A 19,657-nucleotide genomic window follows, 5' to 3' on the forward strand; every position below is an offset into this window, starting at 1 on the left:
CTGAGAGACAAAACAACAAAAAAAAGAAAATTGAGAATAAAAAAGGATTTTCAAGTTGTTATTATCCCCTCCATAGAAGACAGTATAATCCTTTCTTTTTACTGTCCACTATAAGGGGATGGGAAGGATCTTCACGTTGTTATTATCCCCTCCATAGAAGACAGTATAATCCTTTCTTTTTACTGTCCACTATAAGGGGATAATAACAAAACCGAAGATCCTTTTTCAGTACTGATAATTGACATTATGTTAACTAGGTTTGTATAGAGTATTCATTCTAGATTTTTACTATAAATCGAATTCTATCTTAGCAAAATGAGTAATTGTGCTGGATGTCTGCCATTGCATATATTAAAAAAAGGTGTAAATATATATTATTTTAAGCGAAATTAAGTTTTTTTTATATAAGGGTGGGGAAGGTTTACCTTTTTTGGAGTAGAAAATAAAATTCAATTGAAAGACTATATAACCTGTCCATTTCAAAATAAACGAATTTGACATATTATATTACATTCCAATGTAAAGGAGGTGGATACTATGTCACTAGTTTACTCTACTGGTCCACTTAATAATGAAACTGATCTTGTCGGTCCTCCAACCCAATCTAAAACTGTAACTACTAATATTTTGAATAACCATAAACACACAACTATTACTGCTGACATTAAAGTATTTAGTTTACAAGGTGTAGGAACTAAAGTTTTGATAGACTCAACCACTTTAACAATTCCCCCTAACACTCAAAAATTCACAGCAACTTTAACAAACACGCTTGTATTTGAAGTAGTAATCAAAATCCATAAAAGCGAAGATAAAAATGCTGTTTTAATTGGAGTATTTGGAAAGGATGCATCAGGAAACCTTAATCCAAGTCATCGTTTAGTACACAGGGAATTAACACGAATCCATGATTAACTGTTTAGTGAAAACTTCAAAAAGTGTCTTTGATATGGCTTCTTCGACTAAAGTATCCGTATCAAAAACAGCCCTAATTTTCTCCTTCATCCCATAACTACCTTTCCTTTCAATCTTTTCTACTCTCCTATCCATCCTCAATCTCCCTTATATTTTCTATGCAGTATTCAATGGGAATCCATTTTTAGAGACTTGATTTTGGTTGCCTTAATGGCAACACGAAAAATCCGACACCTAAAGGGGGGAAGGAAACGATTCGAGGAATGAGGGGCCACATCTAAAACATTAACTATAAACAGGGTTTTGCTGAATATTTATTGTTTCTCTAGAGTTATCAAATGAGTGTACCCTATTGAGAAGGTAACGATCTATTGATTTTTAAGGCTGTAAAGCTTCTCAAATACACTTATCAAAATTGTTCAAATGGAATTTAATTCCACGGCGACCTCTGAAATCCAGAATCGTTACCATACTCCAAATACAATCGGGGTAATAATAGGTTATGGTATATTCTCATCACTTAATTTGATTATTGTAAAATTTTCCTATAAAAAACCACTTCAAATATAATGAATTTTCCACAATTGGGCGCTTTAATTAAACAAGCAGCTAAAAGGATCTTCCAGTCGAAGATCCTTTTTCAGTACCGATAAGTTACTTTATGTTAACTATATTTGTATAAAGTATTCATGTTTCCCTTAGAAACCTTGTTCAATTAAAGGGCCCTGTGGAGGAGCATTTTAAAAGAAAATTGGATATTTATCGATGAGTTTGTGAGGTTTGTACTTGAGCTAAACGAAGCAGGTTAGCGTGATTGTTAAGTGCTAGAATATTAGTTAAAATAAGAGAATATTACCCAATACTTAAGACTTTAGTTGTAGGGGTATTTATTTACGAGGGGGGGAACGTACTATGCATTATGACGTAATTGTAATTGGAGCAGGTTCGATGGGGATGGCGGCAGGTTATTTTTTATCAAAGAGTGGGAAAAGAACTTTATTAGTAGATTCCTTTAGCCCGCCCCATAACAAAGGGAGTCATCACGGTGACACGAGAATCATTCGGCATGCGTATGGTGAAGGTGAAGAATACGTTCCCTTGGCGCTCAAGGCTCAAGAATTATGGAACGAATTAGAGAAAGTGACGAGAAAACAATTATTTCTCCCAACCGGAGTTCTAAACGTGGGCCGTGAAAAAACGGATTTTATCAAGAATATCATCTCAAGTTCAAAAGCTTATTCATTGCCACTTGAGGTTTTAGATTCAAATGAAGTGAATAAGCGTTGGCCGGGCATCACTTTACCGAACAAGTATATTGGGTGCTTTGAACCAACATCAGGAGTGCTGAAATGTGAGGAATGCATTGAAGCCTATCGAGAACTTGCAGAGCGACACGGAGCTACCATCTTAACCAATAGCAAAGTGAGAGAATTATCCGTTCATGATAAAAGAGTTACCATCAAAACCGAAGGTCAAACTTTTAATGCTGATGCATTAGTGGTTTCAGCAGGAGCATGGTCAGGAAGTCTCCTTTCCATGTTAGATTTAGATCTCCCTCTAAATCCAGTAAGAAAAACATTTGCTTGGTTTGATGTCAATGAAGATTTGTATAAACATAAGGATTTTCCAGCCTTTTCGTTTGAGACATCTCAAGGACATTATTATGGTTTTCCAAGCATCAATGGTTCCGGATTAAAAGTAGGCCGACATGATGGAGGAGAAACAATCAATCCAGATGATGCCATCCTGGGATTTGGAGAACTAGAGAAAGACGAGACAGATTTAAGACAATTTTTACATCACTATATGCCTTTTACACAACAATTGAAGTACGGTAAAACCTGTATGTATACACTGACTCCTGATGAAGATTTCATTATCGATTTGCATCCTAACTATTCAAACGTTGCCATTGCATCAGGCTTCTCAGGTCATGGCTTTAAATTTAGCAGTGTAGTTGGACAGATTTTAAGTGAATTGATTATTTCAGGGAAGACAGAACAAAACATTTCTCCTTTTTCAATCAATCGATTTAAATAAACATCTTTAGCTAATGAAGTGCGTTTGTCGAAGAAGAATTAAGTGATTATAGGACTGAATCTATATGTTAGTTATTCCATTAAAGGGCGCTTTAATTAAGCAAGCAGCTAAAAGGATTTTCACTGGGAGATCCTTTTTCAATGCCTATAAGGGTGATTATGTTAAGTGTCTTAAGGTACTCTTTTCAATGTACGAAAATAACTAAAATCATACATTCAAAAAAACTCCTTATTCAACTAAGGAGTAGGTTTAATAATCATCTATAATTTAAAGAAGGACGGCCTATGACGGCCGTCCTTTTTGTTACTTATTCATTAGCAGAAGCCACCGTAACAAATTCCACCTGTAAGAAGAATCAAAGAGGTAATCTCGTAAATAAAAAAAGTGAGGTATTTGACAATTTAATCGTCAAATACCACGTATTTTGGAACTATATCTTATAACAAAACAATTAATGAATATATTTAGAACTCACAAGATCATTTTTTAGGACCTCGGTTGGGATTTCGAATTCTACTATACCCATATAGCCAGGTGCTACTTCGTATTTATCGAAGGAAATAACAAGTTTACCTTTATCAGAAATATAGAATTGTTGTTCAGCTTTAATAGTTGTAAATCCATCTATAACTTCTTCATCAGGGAGACTTCCTCCTTTTACCCAGTACACTTTATCTGAGTCGGCTGCAGCTTGTTCATGCATTTGTTCAATAATGTTTTCACTGATCGTTTTAATATAACTATCGTCTTTAAATAGCATTGGTAGTGTAATTAAAATCTCATTTTGTTTATCAATTGTGTCGTAATGCATAACTGTAGAAGACGATCCAACTGTATTGACGATATAACGGCCAATCGATAAGATTTGGTCATTGTCTGTTTTAATGTCATAGCCGCTATCTACACCTACATGACCACCTCCATTTTCCTTTAAATCACTTACTTCATCAATAAAGCTATCATAAAGTGCTTTACCTTCTGAACGATATTTTTCATTTAATGTCTTTGAAAGATCCTTATTTTCTAGGTTTTCAATAGAAGGTACTTTAATAGTAGCATCATATGTGTCTTCTGCTACTTCATATTCAATCCATGTTAAAACTTTTACGACGCTTCCAACTAAAGGGATTTCAGAAAGTGTTCGTGCCATTGCAGGACTGACATTTAGACCCGCTGTAAAAAGCATTGCAGCCGCAGCCGCAGATCCAAGTAACCATTGTAATGATCGTTTTTTCTTCTTCTTACCTTGTCTTAGTGCGTTTTTAACTACAAAATCAAGCTCCTTTGGAATAGGTACTTCATTATATTGTTTTTCTAATTCTTTTAATTTTTCATTCATGTGCTGTTTCTCCCTTCACGTCATGCAAGTGTATTTTTAAGAGTTTTAAGGCTCTATAAAGGCGTGATTTGGCTGTACTCATCTTAATGTTAAGGATATTGGCCACATCAGCGAGCTTTAAATCTTCAAAAAAGTGTAAAATGACAACTTCACGATACGTTTGAGGTAATTCGTCTAACGCATGTTCTAAATCAATGTTTTCGTAGACATCCTCTTGTGCAGGTGTTAAATATTGCAATGTATCATCGTCTGTCACCTGTAAGCGTTTATGCTTACGTAAAAAATCAATGGCTGTACGTACGACAATTTTGTAGAACCAGCTTTTCATAGACTCGACATTTTCTAGTCGATCGAGAGAAAGCATCGCTTTTTGAATACTGTCTTGTACAACATCAAGTGCGTCCTGTTCATTTTTCGTATAGCTATACGCGAGCAAATAAAAACGTTCTTTCTGTTCACAAATATACTGGACAAACACCTCTTCATGTTTAAATGCATTTCTTGTTTTCATGTCCAAAGAAGCTCCTTTTTAACATTTTCAAATTGTATACCACTACTAGACGTGTGAAAGGGAGAAAAAGTTGATAGCATTAAAAAAAACTTACCGCAATATGTTTTATTAAAAGTCAATTAATTATTTATACTTTCCTTTATAAAGATATTTATATAAAATGCCACAAATGATGTAGATATTTTGTAAACTGGTAAAATCATGTTTCATCGAATATTCAACTCCTCCATGACCGTTTGGATGATGTGCTCATCTACGCCATTGAAGAAGGAATTTTCAGCATTAGCTGTTTTAATGATGTAGCTTGGGTCAGAGGAAAATGGCGATGAATTTGTGGATGAAAATTCGTTAGTAATAGAATCTAGTGTCACGGGGACGATTAAGCTTGTTTGTTAGCTTAAGAAAAGCACCTCCTTTAGTTGATACGTCCATCGTACCGGGAGATGCTGTTTCATACTATGCGTTGTATTGGTTAGCTAAATTTGTTAAAGCTTATGAATCAAAAAAGAAATAATATAGATTGTGATTTATTGTGCTTAAAGTAATGGATGCTTTAATTGAATAAGATAAAGTCAAAAGTCGATTTAAATACATCGGCTTTTTTAATTTCGCTAAAGGGAACGGTGTCAATACTTATAAGTTTTGAAACTATTGAACAACTATTTTTTATTTATTCGCAGCCAACACTAAGAACTGTTTTATATCCTGCACTTGAAAGAATTGGACACCGGAACGATAAGGGAAATTATACCAGTTATCGGTAATCAGGATGATTTTAGGGGAAATCTTGTTTTTTTGGCTTACAAAAGCAACTTGTATTGATTAAGAAAAGGAGACCTGAAAATTGAGGAATCCTATTTTTTTTATGATGTGTACACGTAATAGGTACAAAAAACAGCGCCTATATTTCAAAAAAACAATACCATCTTGAGTCAAATTGCCATGCCTAAATTCAGAGGACCACTTTGACTCGAAATGGACATACAGATTGGATATTAATAGGGCTTGCTGGTACCTGTTCAAGAGGCAATGCAACAATGTTTTTGTATATGTGGCCACACACACCCCACGACACACACACTAAAAAGCTCTTTAAAGGATGTGTGTGGGGAGCTTCAAAACAAGATCATTTCAATAAAGAAATCTTAGCTTTAATTTCCTTCCCAAAAGGACAGTTAATAACTGATATTTATCCATTATTTATCTGGACCCCTTCCATTTTTAGAGGGGATTTCTTTACTTTTACTCCTCTTGTAGCGAAGGTTAAAAACTATTTTATATCCTGCACTTGAAAGAACTGGACACCAGAATGACGCGGGAAATTATATCGGGCATCTGTAATCAGGATGATTTTAGGGAAAACCTTTTTGTCTGCCGGCTGCCATGATTCTTGTTACCATTCGTTGCTCATGTAATATGAGCCATAGCGCATAAATTTCTCATTCATAGCCTTTTCGGAATAGACTGATCGCTGAATCTCCACGAAGAATGGCGTACGTTTCCAGATCATGAAGGCATCTGGTTCCATGTAGCCTTTTCTTTATTTAGGTTCGACTATGAAGGATTCTGGCTCGGCAATTTTGCCAAGTGACTTATAGAAATCAACAATTTTAAGGAAATGCGGAATTTTAGCAGAGTCTTTTTTATAGGAGCGGGTGAAGGGAAATAGATATATGGTTGCTGGGTCGTATTTACTTCGATTTGGTCATCTCTTCGCAACCTCTTCAGAACCGTATTACAGCATGTTATGGCGTTTCGAAGTCCTTTCGAAATGCAGAGCGATAATATCATCCCTTGTCATGCAACGAAAACGCGTCAGGTCGGCTAAAATGTTCAAATCTCGTTTTCTCATTAGTCCAACACCTCGAATATGGCATCGATAATTTGTGAATCATCGTCAGAATGCTTAGAAGGCTCTTTAAACGGTTTCTTAGTGAAAGGTGAACTTTATTGCTCTGAAATGCTTTTCGCCTCGTCCAAAGCTAAGTATGGAGCCTGTATTTCTTTTAATCTATCTTGACCTTGCAACTTTAGCAACATTCTCCCAATCGCCTTCAATTTCTCACTTCCAGCACCTGCGACGATTTCACAGTGGCAAATGGTTTTAGAAGAACAAGGGGCGTCCATTGGTGAAAAAATACGTAAGAAGAAACAACCAGTAGAAGGTTCACAAGAAGCATTTTTAGAGGAAAATGAACGTTTAAAAATGGAGAATGCCTATTTAAAAAAGTTGAATGCTTTAGTTCAAAGAAAGGAAAAATCACCAAACAAGACAAAGCACAAGTAGTCTATGAACTAAGGCATAAATTTTCGGTGAAAGAATTAGTGAAGCTAGCAGGAATTCCACGAAGTACATATTATTATTGGATGAAGCAGTATGGAAAGCCTGATCCAGATACGGCACTAAAAAAAATTAATTCAATCCATCTATAACGAACATGAAGGACGCTATGGTTATTGCGTATTCGTGACGAATTGGAAAATCGTGGACAAAGAGTCGATCACAAAAAAGTTCAACGAATCATGAAAGAACTAGGATTAAAATGTCTTGTCCGAATGAAGAAATATCGTTCGTATAAAGGAAAGGTTGGCAAGATTGCACCAAACATTTTAGATTGTCCATTTAAAGCAGAAAAGCCAAATCAGAAGTGGGTAACAGACATTACAGAGTTTAAATGATTCGGGGAGAAACTCTATGTATCGCCTGTTTTAGATTTATTTAACGGTGAAATCATTACCTATACAATCGGATTTAGACTTACCTACTCCCTTGTTTTAGAGATGTTAGAAAAGGCGTTTGAACGCTTATCTGAAGAGGATGAGCTTCTCATGCATTCCGATCAGGGCTGGCACTATTAAATGAAATAGTATTGCCACTCTTTAAAAGAGCGAGGTATTACACAAAGCATGTCCCGTAAAGGCAACTGTTACGATAATTCCGTTATGGAGAATTTTTTTGGCATTATGAAATCAGAGTTTCTATATTTCAAAGAATTCGAGAGTGTGGAACATTTTAAACTAGAACTGGAGAAATACATAAAGTATTATAACAATCAACGAATTAAGGCAACATTAAAGGTATGAGTCCGATACAATACCAAACCTATGCCCAACAAGCTACCTAATGAAATAACCGTGTCTAACTTTTTGGGGTCACTTCAATCTGGACTTGAGTCAATATCTTGGACACAAATAAGTTAACTTTTCATGAGGATTGATGATATTAATCTTCCACTTCTTGAGGTGTTTGATAGTTTAGTTAACTGTGAATACGTCGACGGTTGTACCAGCCTTCAATAAACTGAAATAGGGCTGCGTTCGCTGATTCGAAATGTAAGTAGGTCATGTGATGGACCTCTTCTTTCTTTAAAATGGATAGAAGGAAATGAATCTTAATTGCTCCATATCGGCCTTTACTCTCGATGTGGATCAACGGAATCTGTTCAAGAAGCAGTCGATTTTCCCGGTCACGTGCTGATTCTGTTTTAATCAAGGACTGATCATACGTGCTTCTTGGCATGCTTAGTACTTCACACATGACCTGGATGGAAAACACCTCTTTTTTTTGATCGTGAATCAAGTTTGTTAGCTCGGTATCGGTTACTTCTGGCGAATATGGCCGTAGCCTTTTTTAAGATTTCAATTTCCTGTTTCATTCGAAGATTCTCTTTTGGGATTTCAGTTATATCCTGTGGTGTTAGCCTATTTTCCTCGCCATTCACTGAAGTAAATAGGCTAAAGAAGTTTAACCTAGAAATAGCTGAGGATAAAACTAAAGTTATTCCCATTGGAAGGTTTGCGAAGAAAGATGCAAAACAAAAGGGAAATAAAAAACCTGCAACCTTTGATTTCTTAGGTTTTACACACTATTGTGGGAAGAGTAAACAAGGAAACTTTCGAGTGAAAAGGAAATCAAGTAGGAAGAAAGTCCAAGGCAAACTAAAGGAATCAAAAGAATGGTTGAAGAATAATAGAAATAAAGATATTCATATGATTATGGATAGATTTAAACGCTCACTAATAGGTTATTACAACTATTACTGCATCACAGATAACACCCAAAGTGTAAACAAATTTAAAGACAAAATCGGATGCATACTGTTTAAATGGCTCATAAGAGAGTTGGAGTATTTGAGACGATGCTGAAGACTGGGGAATTATTTATGATAAGAGAATTACATCAAAAAGGATGGACAAAAATAGCTATAGCTCAAGAGACAGGGTTTGATCGTAAAACAGTAAGTAAATACATAAATAAAGATCAAGTATCTCAATCACCTAAATGTAAGGGTAGGTAGAGTAAATTAGAAGCACTTAAGCCTTATCTTCTTCAAAGAATTCTATAAGGAACGACAATTTGTATGGTTCTTTTTGAGGAAATTCAAGCCATGGGATACGAGGGGAAAACAACGATCCTCCGAGAGTTTGTAAAACCCTATCGGATTCAACCAAAAAAACAAGCTCAGATGGATTGGGCGGATGTAGGTATGAAGTAGATGGTAAGCTTCAAAAAGTTTGTGCATTCATCATGATTTGAAGTTATTCCAGAATGAAATATGTAGAGTGTACAACAGATATGAAATTAGAAACACTGATGAAATGCCACATGAATGCCTTCGCGTACTTTAACGGTCTACCAGAGCAGATTCTCTATGACAATTTGAAAGTTATTTTAAAATAAAAGATTGACACAATTAAAACAGGACCGTATGATGTGGGATAACAGTTAAAGTTTTTTGGATATAATTTTATGAAACGCAAAGATTAGGAGTAGTAAAAGTTCATTATTTGGTGGAGAGAGCTGCGGGTTGGTGCAACGCAGTCCAATAATACTTTGAACTTGCCTAGGAGTGGTAAAACAAATAGAGTTGGCGGACTATTCTATTTGTTTTAACGATTAACCTTCGTTACCAGGTTTTTAAGTAGGGTTCATGAAGAACCAATTAGAGTGGTACCGCGGTTTGCTTAAGGCATATCGTCTCTTCTTTCATCATCAGATGAAAGAAGAGACGATATGCCTTTTTTTAATTTTAGGAGGTAAGAAAATGGAAAATGACAACCAGAACTTACAGAGAACAATGACCTCACGTCATATTATGATGATGGCATTAGGTGGTGCCATTGGTGCAGGATTATTTAAAGGAAGCAGCGCAGCCATTGATATGGCAGGTCCATCAGTACTTATTGCGTACTTAATAGGTGGTATTATTCTGTTATTTGTTATGCAAGGTCTAGCAGAAATGGCAGTCCGCAATAGTGATGCAAGAACCTTTAGAGATTTAGTTCAATCGATTCTAGGAAAATACCCCGCTTATTTTCTAGATTGGATTTATTGGAAGATGTGGGTTTTAAATATTGCAGCTGAATCAGTAGTTGCGGCAATATTTCTTCAATATTGGTTGCCAGATTATCCGATTTGGATACTTGCATTATCCGTTTCCATATTAGTTACAGTCGTTAACTTGTTGTCCGTAAAAGTTTTTGCAGAAACGGAATACTGGCTTGCGTTAATTAAAATTGCCGTTATTGTGGTGTTTATCATAGCTGGATTGGCATTGTTGCTTGTAACATTTGGTAATCACACAGCTGTTGGTTTTTCTAACTTAACGGATCACGGTGGGTTCTTACCGAATGGGCCGACAGGCTTAATTGCTGCAATGCTTGTTGTGATCTATTCTTATGGGGGCACTGAAATTATTGGTATTACGTTAGCTGAAACAAAAAACCCTGAAAAAGCAGTGCCAAAAGCTGTTCGCAGTACATTAGTACGAATTATTACATTCTATTTACTGCCTTTCTTTATTATCATTAGCTTAATTCCTTGGAATGAAGTAAACGGGGTATCAGAGAGTCCGTTTGTAATGGTATTTAAAATGATCGGGATCCCAGGTGCTGACCATATTATGAATGCAGTTGTTATACTCGCAATTGTTTCATCCATGAACTCGGGCTTATATGGCTCATCACGGGTACTGTATACACAAGCTGTGGACGGACGTATTCCTAAAATCTTTGCACATTTATCAAAAAATAAAGTTCCTGTGTATGCTATATTGATGTGTACGTTAGCTTTATATATGGGCGTAATCATTTCTTTATTTGCGGGAAGTAAGACCTTTGAATTCCTAATGGGTTCACTAGGATATACCGTATTATTTATTTGGTTAATCATTGCGATTGCCCATTTGAAATCGCGAAAAATACAGCCAGAAAAAACAAGTACCTATGCAGTAAAATGGTTCCCCTATACAACTTGGGCAGCTATTATTACTTTAAGCGCGATCCTTATTGGTATTATTTTCACAACATCTATTATCGTAACAGGTATTACGTTATCCATTTATATCTTTATTACGTTAACTTATATATATAAAGGTCGCTTTCATGAAGATGAAGTTAAATAGAAAGTCATCTAAACGCTTTTTCATTCGTGAAAAAAGATTGTGAAGTATTGTACTTAAACTATAGAGTTGCCTTTACAGGGCAGCTTTTTCTTATTGGTAAATACTTCTATGAACCAGTGTTATGTTAACCTGGTGTGCATGGCGTATACATATCGCGAAATTTTTGCGTTTTGCCTTCTTTGACCCGGAGAAATTTCAAAGAATATTAGTTATGTGAAAACAACTTGACATTTCGTGATATGACGATACAAAAAGAATCATGAAACCAATTCTTCATTTAAAGCACTTCACGCGTATTATACGCAGTGACCTGGCAACCCTTTAAAAAAGATGCAGTCCATTATTGCTTTGTGTAATAACCTCATTCGTATATTATTTGTCATCGGCAAAAAACAATTTGAATTTCAGGAAGAAAAGATGTTGAAGGATATCCCACATATGGTGGGCTATCAAGAAGCTGAAGCAGTCGCATACTCTTGTTTAGATAGGATTCAAGAGCCGTAATGATATCAATGGTTATTGGACAATTGAAGCACGGATTAGTCAGTCACGCAACTAAACTTCGGGTAAGAACCCTGTGGGCAGCATAACTGACATTCACCTCATGAAAAGTTTGGACGTGTTAAATGACAATAAAGTTGTTTACTTCTTATAGAACTACTATGAAAATAAGTTTCTTCAAGATTAGAAAAACGACAATACTTAAGAAGGCCCTGCTCAATTGTTGAAAAAAGAGGAGAGCGATAATTAATAAGTCTATGGATTAGGGCTGACTGGATTAAGTTCAGTAATATGAAAATAGAGGCGTTTTTAAAAACTATACCTAATTTTGAAACAGATCGTCTTATTTTAAGAAAAATTGAGTTAAATGACCTTGAGGATATATTTGAGTTTTCTTCAGACCCTGAAGTTGCTTATCATACGACTTGGGGAGCTAATAAATCTAAAGAAGAGACACTCAATAATTTTGTTAACGTTGTTATCGAAAATTATGAGAAAGGTCAAACTGGTGCCTTAGCGATAGTTCATAAAGAAAGCAGTAAAGTAATCGGGACGTGTTCTTTTATTGAGTGGTCAAATGAACACAGTAATGCAGAAATAGGTTATGTGCTGAATCGGAACTATTGGGGATTAGGTATTGCAACTGAAGCAATTAATGAGTTAATCAGATTTGGATTTGAAACAATTCAATTAAATCGTATTCAAGGCAGATGTGGTATTGATAATATTGGTTCCGAGAAAGTAATGTTAAAAATTGGTATGTGTTATGAAGGTATTCTAAGAAAAAATGAATTTATTAAAGGAGAGTTTAAGGATACCAAGATATTTTCAATCCTTAAATAAGAGTTCTTGTTAAATTAAAGGGTGCTTGAATTCAAGTAGGAGTTGCTGCGGCAACTCCTTTTCTTATCTTATTGAACTAAAGGGCTAGGTTAGTTCAATAAGATAATGGTAAGATACTAATCAGTGATGTTGAATCAATTGGACTTCCTTTGTACGTTATAAGGGAATAGAATATAAATAAAAAAGGTGATTACAATTAAAAAAGTAAAAAGTATCCTGTTTTTGTTTCTTGGACTCGTATCCCTTGTGATTGGTGTTGCAGGGACTGTGTTACCTGTTCTTCCGGGCGGCCCGTTTTACTTATTCGCTGCTTTTTGCTTTGCAAAAAGTTCCAAGTCGATTGAAAACTGGTTCAAGAGCACCTCATTATATGAGAAATACGTTGAAGCATTCCTACAAAAAAAAGGGATGACTCGAAAAGAGAAAATCAGAATCAATTTAGTTGCCGATTTCTTCATCGTAATTTCTGTATTTTATGTGGACATCCTTTTAGTGAAAATCCTGTTGGTAGTGAGCGCCCTCTACAAACATTATTATTTCATTAAAAAAATTAAGACAATTGACCGAAACAGGACCAAACAAAGAGCTTCTTGAAAATTTTCTTAACGTTGTAAATCCGCATTTTCCTGATGCTACCTCTACTACCATTGGGTAGTCAAGATATCATTAGGAATACGCTGTGGGTTACATACATATAGTATGTATATTTTATGTAATACAATTATTAATGTTGGGGTTTATAACATATATATTGAAAACTATTTTAATGTATATGACTATAATCATAATTAATAATAAGGTTATAAAGACATGCGCATATAAGAGGTTTATTCGGATGAAATAATTCTAGACTTTTTTAAGTCTGATCATTTCCGTAATCCATCTTCAATTAAAGCGCCTGATTGCGGAATAAGTAAAGTACAATTTCCTTGTCTGCAATGGGCAATGAAAAAACCACAGAAACTGCTTTGGCCTTCCAATCAATTTCTGTGGTCGGAATTAACAACGTTTTCAATTTTCACTAAAACAAACGGAACTATATATTAATTGGGGGAAATTAAACGAGGTTATCAGATTGCCATTCTTATCCTTAAATGCTGTTCAAGTTTTCTTTTTACTCGTTGGAGAGCATTATCAATCGACTTTACATGCGTGTTTAGTTCTTCGGAAAATTCCACATATGATTGTTCATCCGTATATAACGTCAACACTCTTCTTTCCAAATCACTAAGTAATTCGTCTATTTTAAGAACTATATCATTAGCTTTTTCTTGATTAATGATTAATGCTTCCGGGTTCGTTATTTCTTCTCCGGATATCATATCCATAAGCGTATAGTTGGATTCTTCATCATAAAGGGGCTTGTCCAGAGAAACGTACGAATTTAGAGGGCCGTGCTTTTGACAAGTAGCATTTCTTATGCTAAAGAATGGCTTTAGATCATAACACATCGTATATAAACGAACAAACAAACATGTTTATAAACCAACATCATTTCTAGATGGGGGGAGAGCTTGTATGTTCTTTTTAGTGTCTGTTTTCTTGTTGTAGTAAAAATAGAAACGTTTTTCTACGAACTCCGCCATAGGAGAAAAATAAGATTTACCCAAAATGACAATCTACCAATACTGATCGAAGGGGAGCCATCTCTTTCATATTTTACTTAGTGGACAAAATGTCCGAAGTGTTGGATGTACCTTGAACAACCATTACATCTGTTCAATAAACGTGACGGATTGCTGAAGATCACTGAAGCTTTTATTAGCTGGAGTTTAAGAAGAATAATGGAAATATTGACATACTAGATTTTTAAGCGGTAGAAAATCTAGTTTTAAGGCACGAGATGGCAGTAAAATAAGCTAGATATCTGATATGGGAAGAGTTTTTCACGTTAACTTAGTTTATGCCATACACGGAAAGTATCATCAAAAATACTATCAATAAATGGAATGTTACTTAATTTATATTTTTAAAATAAGATTTATAATGATTTGATACAACTACTTTTCCCATAGAATCGAAGGTGAGATTCGTATATGCTTAAGAACGGAGATGAAATATGTGGAGATTGTTTAGCATGGCCAAAAGTGAATCCTGAATTACTTGAAGATAAATGAAAAGAGAATTTCTTAAAATGACAAAGGGCAATAGACGCTTATTTAGATTCATCAGTAATAATGGATGAAATAAGTATAGAAACCGAAATTTTAAAGGTTTTTATTAAGAATTTTATTTATGCGTAAAATAGTCATTTTACGCATAAATGGACATGAGAATAAATGTTTAGTATACTAAGCTTATTATCATTAGGGAGCGTGTAATTATGAAAACAGAAATGTTTAAACAAATTCAAGAATTCCTAATAGCTAAATATAAACCAACGTTTATTATTGTTTTTGGATCTTATGCAAAAAACACGACCCACAAAGAAAGTGATATTGACGTAGCTTTCTACAGTCCAGAAAGTAAGCTAACTACATATGAGGTTTTTCTAGCCGCTCAAGAGTTAGCAGATATTCTAAGAATTGAGGTAGATCTGGTCAATCTTGAAACAGCATCAACCGTGTTTAAGGCCCAAATTTATACTACTGGCGAAGTCATTTATTCAATGGATGATACACTTCTTAAAAATCAGCAAATGACTGCCCTTAGCATGTATGCAAAGCTGAATGAAGAACGTGCGAATATCCTTAACAATATTAATGAAAGCGGGTCTGTGTATGAAAAATGATGTAATTTTAAATAAGATTAGCGTAATTGAACGTTGTATCAACCGTATTCAAGAGGTTTATTCTAGTGACCCATCTAATTTGAAAGATTATACAAAACAGGATTCAGTTATTCTGAATATTCAACGTGCTTGTGAGGCTTGTATAGACTTGGCCATGCATATCGTTTCGGAGCAGCGTCTGGGATTGCCTCAGAACAGTAGAGATGCATTCGAAATGATAAAAGCACACTCTATTATAGACGAAGGTACCGCGAAACGGCTAAAAGCTATGGTTGGCTTTCGAAACATTGCCGTTCATGATTATCAAACCATTAATATAGATATTTTACAACAAATTATTGATAACCATCTTAGTGATTTTACCGATTATACAAAGCAAATTTTAAAGGCGTAACAGAGAGGTGTTTTAGAATGAAATATAAAATACGCGTTTTCCAGAAAAATTCTAATGAAGAAACGATTATTGTTGCTGATATTTTTAATTCCTTGTCATCTGCTGAAGCGGCTATTGAAAAATTAGAAAGTAAATATCCGGATATGTATGATTACGTTAAAGTACCTGTACAATGAATAAAATCTATATTAGCCCCTTCCTAAATACATACACAGTGAAAAAATTATGGTAACAACTATTCGTAAAAATTGAATTTTACGCATAAACGACAACTTTCGACAAAGGAGACAATTTATGGCCAATACCAGACAACATCAAGTCCACGAACAAAAATTAGAACAGTTGGTTACGTCCATGCCTTTCTATATCGTTGAATACGTTGATAATAAAATGGATACCCGATCTCCCTCTACTCTTTTGAATTATGTTCTTGATTATAAATTGTTTTTGGAGTGGTTGATTGCAGAAGGAATTACAGAAGTGGAACATATTAGAGAGATCTCTCTTTCGGTGCTGGAAAATTTGAAACTAGTAGAAGCTCGGTCTTTTATTAAGTTTTTAGAACGAAGAAATATTCCCATCAATAAAAAAGAAACGAAAAAAGCTGAAAAAGTGTCTATCAATCGAAAAATATCAGCTTTACGCTCCCTCTTTAAGTATTTAACTACACAGACAGAAAATGATGAAGGTGAACCTTACTTTTATCGAAACGTCATGCTTAAAATTGAAGTAAATAAGGTTAAAGAAACCTTAGGAGCACGTGCTTCTAGAATCTCAACAAAGATCTTTCACAATGATGATGATGCTCGATTTCTAAACTTTGTTAAACATGATTATGAAAAGGAACTTCCTGAAAAGTCTCGAAAATTTATCTATTTTAACAGAGATAAGGAACGAGATTTTGCTATTTTATCTTTATTTTTAGGAAGCGGTATTCGGGTCAATGAGTTATCTAACTTAAGGCTACTGGATCTCGATTTTGAGGAAAACCAAATACACGTTTTACGTAAAGGTGGAAAAAAAGATGTGGTAGCGGTATCACCTCCATCCATGCAGGACATTAAAGATTACCTAACTATACGGCCAGAACGTTATAATGGGTCAACTGAAGATATGGACTATGTATTTTTGACTAAGATCAATAATGCTGCAACACCTCTATCTAACCGGGCTATCGAGGCTCTTGTAAAGAAATATACAAAGGCTTTTAAGTCAAATAAATCCATGTCGCCACACAAATTAAGGCATACGTATGGAACGAACTTAATGGAGCAGTCAGGAGATATCCATTTATTAATGACTCAGCTAGGTCACACTTCGACAACGACAGCTGCCCTTTATACGAATCCAGAACAGGAAAAAGCAAGAAAAGCGGCGGAACAGCTAGGAGAGCGTAGAACTAATTATAGTGAGCATCCCCAAAGCTAAAGAGCATTTTGTTGCAGATGTAGCTTTGAAATAAAGTTTGATCAAAAGCACTTCACAAACCGGTATTTTACGATAAATAAGAAGCATCCATTTTGAAAAAAGGTTTGATCAAAATGGATGCTTTTCTAGTAGATTTAAATCTTGTATTTATAAAAAAGTTTGATCATTTATGTGATTCTTATGCCATTAAAGCGCCCGTTTCTTGAATAAAAAATCGCTACATTGAAAAATGATTATTTTGGTTATTGGTCTCATAAATTCTTGAACTAAAGTACCCTTCGTTGAATTAAACTAAAGTCAAACAATTCATTCTTTATTACTACCAGCATTACTACTAGCAGGAGCAACTGAGATACCTGTTGTTTCTTCAAAATCATACAAACTTGTAGGAATATCTGTGAAGCGTTCTAATTCGTTATATGCTGGAATTCCGTGGTAGGACATATCCAACCCTTCTTCTTCCTCACGTTCACTTGCTCGGAAGCCAACAGTCTTTTCACATACCTTTGCTATAAATACTCCACCAATAAGTCCCCAAACAACGACTACTGCTGCACCTAATACTTGTATTTTTAAAAGGGAGAAGTCACCCGTTGTCAAAAGACCTTGAGACTTATCAAACAATCCAACCGCAATCGTTCCAAACACTCCATTGAAGCCGTGAACTGCCACAGCTCCCACTGGGTCATCTACTTTTACATTGTCTACAAATAAAGTAGCATAAATCACAATCAAACCACTTATAACCCCAATAATAATGGCACTCCATTGAGAAACAAAGGCACATCCAGCTGTGACTGCCACTAGCCCAGCTAAGACTCCATTAATCGTCATACTTGGGTCTGCTTTCCCGAACTTTTTCATCGTTATGAACAAGGCAGCTGTACCGCCACTTGCTCCCGCAAGCATTGTATTAAGGGCAATCGACGCGAGGTCTGTATTAGAAGCATCTAACGTACTTCCTGCATTAAAAGCAAACCAACCAAACCATAAAATAAATGCACCAGCTGAAGCTAAAGGAATATTACTAGGTGCAAAAACATTGGCACTTCCATCCGAATTAAATCTACATTTTCTCGGTCCTAACAGTTTTGCCATTGCAAAAGCAGCAAATCCCCCTACCGCGTGAACAGCAGCCGAACCTGCAAAATCCCTCATTCCTAATTTTGCTAACCAACCATCACTGTTCCAAATCCAATGACCTGAAAGTGGATAAATGATAGTACAAATAAATGCTACTGTTAAAATATAAGCTTTAAAGTTCATACGTTCAGCTACTGCACCTGAAACAATCGAGACACAAGCTACTGCAAATCCCATTTGAAACAGTACAAAGGCCGCACTAGGTAATTCAATGGAAAGAGCGATCTTTTCTGGACTACCAAATAAAGTAGTACCAATGATTCCAAATGCATCTTTCCCAAACATAATACCAAAACCAACTAACCAAAAAACTAATGCTCCTATCGTTAAATCAACAAAAATCTTCATTGTTACATTGACAGCATTTTTAGTTCTAACAAAACCAGATTCCAGTAAACTAAATCCGCCTTCCATAAATAGCACCATTGCCGCAGCTAACACAATCCATACGGTATTTAAATACATTAGTTCCAAGGTAGTTAGTCCTCCCCATTTACCAAATCATCAATATCATAGTCTGCTTTTCCTGTTCGAATGTTGTAGGCTTCTAAAATCGGATAAATGTAAATTTTACCGTCACCATCTTCTCCAGTTTGGGCAGAATCAACAATTTTCTTAATCGTTAGCTCAACCAGATAATCCGAAAGGACAATCTCCAATTTTACTTTTGGACGAAGAGTTACTTTATAATTTTTCCCGCGATAGACCCCCTGACTGTCTTTCTGTTTTCCTCTTCCGACTACCTGGGATACGGTAAAGCCTGTAATTCCTATATTTTTTAACCCTTTAATCGTTTCAGTTAGTTTTTCAGGTCTTATAATTGCTTCGATTTTTTTCATTTAAACCACCTTTTATATATGTTAAATTTTCTGACGCTATATGATAACGATTGCTTCTTGAATCTTTTATGCTCACTTGTGAACAAGCCTTTTTAAAAAACAAATGGGGGATTTCAGCTAGGATCCCTACTCCATCACCTGTATTCAAGTCACCGGCTTGTGACCTGCGATGTTTTAACTGGCAAAGCATCGATATGCCCTGCTTAATTGCTTAATGAGAAGCATCTCTTTTTATTTTGATCTTTTTGGATTTTAAAAAATGTCTTTCTCTTTACATTTATTTTATAACTTTACTATTAATCTGAGCAATACCACTTTTTTGTAAAATCAATCTATTTTCGAGATTATTTTATACTGTACAGTTAATAATAATTTGAATATTTAAATAACATCAAATGATATTCAACTATCCTTCCCGTTAACTGAACAAGATCCACAGGTATCAAATGAATACTCTATACAAATCTAGTTAACATAAAGTGAATTTTCGGAAGTTCCGAAATATAAAACCCCTTGAGCACCAAGGGGTTCCGAATTGTTTATATTTATCGTTTATACATGATTTTATA

Annotated in this window: 17 protein-coding genes, 5 pseudogenes and 1 other annotated feature; of the genes and pseudogenes, 13 read left to right on the plus strand and 9 right to left on the minus strand. The window is 35.2% G+C overall.

Annotated elements, in window-relative coordinates:
- Positions 1-537 precede the first annotated feature (537 nt).
- A complete protein-coding gene (locus AC625_RS24520) occupies positions 538-915 on the plus strand; it encodes a hypothetical protein (protein ID WP_049684027.1) in 378 nt (125 codons plus the stop codon).
- Here AC625_RS24520 and AC625_RS27135 read toward each other — a convergent pair.
- Positions 895-1,050: a hypothetical protein gene (locus AC625_RS27135; RefSeq protein ID WP_156187687.1), complete on the minus strand. Its 156-nt coding sequence runs from the start codon at positions 1,048-1,050 to the stop codon at positions 895-897. The genes AC625_RS24520 and AC625_RS27135 overlap by 21 nt on opposite strands.
- Positions 1,051-1,827: 777 nt before the next feature.
- On the opposite strand from AC625_RS27135, the gene solA reads away from it, so the two are divergent.
- The gene (gene solA / locus AC625_RS24525) at positions 1,828-2,955 is read left to right on the plus strand and encodes an N-methyl-L-tryptophan oxidase (protein WP_049684029.1); all 1,128 of its coding nucleotides are present in this window, start codon (positions 1,828-1,830) and stop codon (positions 2,953-2,955) included.
- Between the two features lie 451 nt (positions 2,956-3,406).
- Here the strand turns inward: solA and rsiV are convergent, their stop codons facing one another.
- Both rsiV and AC625_RS24535 read right to left on the minus strand, forming a co-directional pair.
- On the minus strand, positions 3,407-4,294 hold the full coding sequence (gene rsiV / locus AC625_RS24530; protein ID WP_049684030.1) for an anti-sigma-V factor RsiV: 888 nt from the start codon (positions 4,292-4,294) through the stop codon (positions 3,407-3,409).
- Entirely contained in the window at positions 4,287-4,805 is a 519-nt protein-coding gene (locus tag AC625_RS24535; RefSeq protein WP_049684031.1) for an RNA polymerase sigma factor SigV, read from the minus strand. The genes rsiV and AC625_RS24535 overlap by 8 nt, the downstream gene beginning before the upstream one ends.
- Positions 4,806-5,190: 385 nt before the next feature.
- Here AC625_RS24535 and AC625_RS28305 point away from each other — a divergent pair, with 385 nt between their 5' ends.
- Positions 5,191-5,319, plus strand: a complete 129-nt coding sequence (locus AC625_RS28305; RefSeq protein ID WP_281177285.1) for a hypothetical protein — start codon at positions 5,191-5,193, stop codon at positions 5,317-5,319.
- A gap of 756 nt (positions 5,320-6,075) precedes the next feature.
- Here AC625_RS28305 and AC625_RS28055 read toward each other — a convergent pair.
- Positions 6,076-6,657 (minus strand): annotated as a pseudogene (locus tag AC625_RS28055) (replication-relaxation family protein).
- 294 nt (positions 6,658-6,951) lie between these two features.
- On the opposite strand from AC625_RS28055, the pseudogene AC625_RS26270 reads away from it, so the two are divergent.
- Positions 6,952-7,930, plus strand: a pseudogene (locus AC625_RS26270) (IS3 family transposase); the annotation flags it as partial.
- Positions 7,931-8,064: 134 nt separating this feature from the next.
- Here the strand turns inward: AC625_RS26270 and AC625_RS24555 are convergent.
- Positions 8,065-8,325 carry an IS3 family transposase gene (locus AC625_RS24555; protein ID WP_180320169.1) on the minus strand — a complete coding sequence of 87 codons (261 nt, stop codon included), beginning with the start codon at positions 8,323-8,325 and terminating at the stop codon, positions 8,065-8,067.
- A 619-nt stretch (positions 8,326-8,944) separates the two neighbouring features.
- On the opposite strand from AC625_RS24555, the pseudogene AC625_RS28060 reads away from it, so the two are divergent.
- The 5 genes and pseudogenes from AC625_RS28060 to AC625_RS24580 form a co-directional block, all read left to right on the plus strand.
- Positions 8,945-9,480: pseudogene (locus AC625_RS28060) on the plus strand (transposase); the annotation flags it as partial.
- A gap of 76 nt (positions 9,481-9,556) precedes the next feature.
- Positions 9,557-9,791 (plus strand) — a binding site (T-box leader).
- Between the two features lie 59 nt (positions 9,792-9,850).
- Positions 9,851-11,209: an amino acid permease gene (locus AC625_RS24570; protein WP_049684035.1), complete on the plus strand. Its 1,359-nt coding sequence runs from the start codon at positions 9,851-9,853 to the stop codon at positions 11,207-11,209.
- Positions 11,210-11,476: 267 nt separating this feature from the next.
- Positions 11,477-11,713 (plus strand): annotated as a pseudogene (locus AC625_RS28065) (hypothetical protein); the annotation flags it as partial.
- 288 nt (positions 11,714-12,001) lie between these two features.
- Positions 12,002-12,553 carry a GNAT family N-acetyltransferase gene (locus AC625_RS24575; protein ID WP_049684036.1) on the plus strand — a complete coding sequence of 184 codons (552 nt, stop codon included), beginning with the start codon at positions 12,002-12,004 and terminating at the stop codon, positions 12,551-12,553.
- A 186-nt stretch (positions 12,554-12,739) separates the two neighbouring features.
- Entirely contained in the window at positions 12,740-13,147 is a 408-nt protein-coding gene (locus AC625_RS24580) for a YbaN family protein (protein ID WP_245645130.1), read from the plus strand.
- Positions 13,148-13,623: 476 nt separating this feature from the next.
- On the opposite strand, the pseudogene AC625_RS24585 reads toward AC625_RS24580, so the two are convergent.
- Positions 13,624-13,974: pseudogene (locus AC625_RS24585) on the minus strand (sigma factor-like helix-turn-helix DNA-binding protein); the annotation flags it as partial.
- A gap of 902 nt (positions 13,975-14,876) precedes the next feature.
- Here AC625_RS24585 and mntA point away from each other — a divergent pair.
- The 4 genes from mntA (at position 14,877) to xerS (ending at position 17,106) form a co-directional block, all read left to right on the plus strand.
- Positions 14,877-15,284 carry a type VII toxin-antitoxin system MntA family adenylyltransferase antitoxin gene (mntA, locus tag AC625_RS24590; RefSeq protein WP_049684037.1) on the plus strand — a complete coding sequence of 136 codons (408 nt, stop codon included), beginning with the start codon at positions 14,877-14,879 and terminating at the stop codon, positions 15,282-15,284.
- The gene (gene hepT / locus AC625_RS24595) at positions 15,274-15,678 is read left to right on the plus strand and encodes a type VII toxin-antitoxin system HepT family RNase toxin (protein WP_049684038.1); all 405 of its coding nucleotides are present in this window, start codon (positions 15,274-15,276) and stop codon (positions 15,676-15,678) included. Before mntA ends, hepT begins: the two co-directional genes overlap by 11 nt.
- A gap of 17 nt (positions 15,679-15,695) precedes the next feature.
- The gene (locus AC625_RS27145; RefSeq protein ID WP_156187689.1) at positions 15,696-15,854 is read left to right on the plus strand and encodes a hypothetical protein; all 159 of its coding nucleotides are present in this window, start codon (positions 15,696-15,698) and stop codon (positions 15,852-15,854) included.
- 118 nt (positions 15,855-15,972) lie between these two features.
- On the plus strand, positions 15,973-17,106 hold the full coding sequence (xerS, locus tag AC625_RS24600) for a tyrosine recombinase XerS (protein ID WP_049684039.1): 1,134 nt from the start codon (positions 15,973-15,975) through the stop codon (positions 17,104-17,106).
- A gap of 306 nt (positions 17,107-17,412) precedes the next feature.
- Here the strand turns inward: xerS and AC625_RS24605 are convergent, their stop codons facing one another.
- Genes AC625_RS24605 through AC625_RS28710 form a run of 3 tightly spaced genes read right to left on the minus strand, consistent with a single transcriptional unit; the run spans position 17,413 to position 19,296 of the window.
- On the minus strand, positions 17,413-18,723 hold the full coding sequence (locus tag AC625_RS24605) for an ammonium transporter (protein ID WP_180320170.1): 1,311 nt from the start codon (positions 18,721-18,723) through the stop codon (positions 17,413-17,415).
- A 5-nt stretch (positions 18,724-18,728) separates the two neighbouring features.
- Positions 18,729-19,088, minus strand: coding sequence for a P-II family nitrogen regulator (locus AC625_RS24610; RefSeq protein WP_049684040.1), 360 nt, complete (start codon positions 19,086-19,088; stop codon positions 18,729-18,731).
- Positions 19,057-19,296 carry a hypothetical protein gene (locus AC625_RS28710; RefSeq protein ID WP_082191325.1) on the minus strand — a complete coding sequence of 80 codons (240 nt, stop codon included), beginning with the start codon at positions 19,294-19,296 and terminating at the stop codon, positions 19,057-19,059. Before AC625_RS28710 ends, AC625_RS24610 begins: the two co-directional genes overlap by 32 nt.
- Positions 19,297-19,657: the final 361 nt, after the last annotated feature.

The organism is Peribacillus loiseleuriae, assembly GCF_001183985.1.
In the GTDB taxonomy this organism is placed as follows: domain Bacteria; phylum Bacillota; class Bacilli; order Bacillales; family DSM-1321; genus Peribacillus; species Peribacillus loiseleuriae.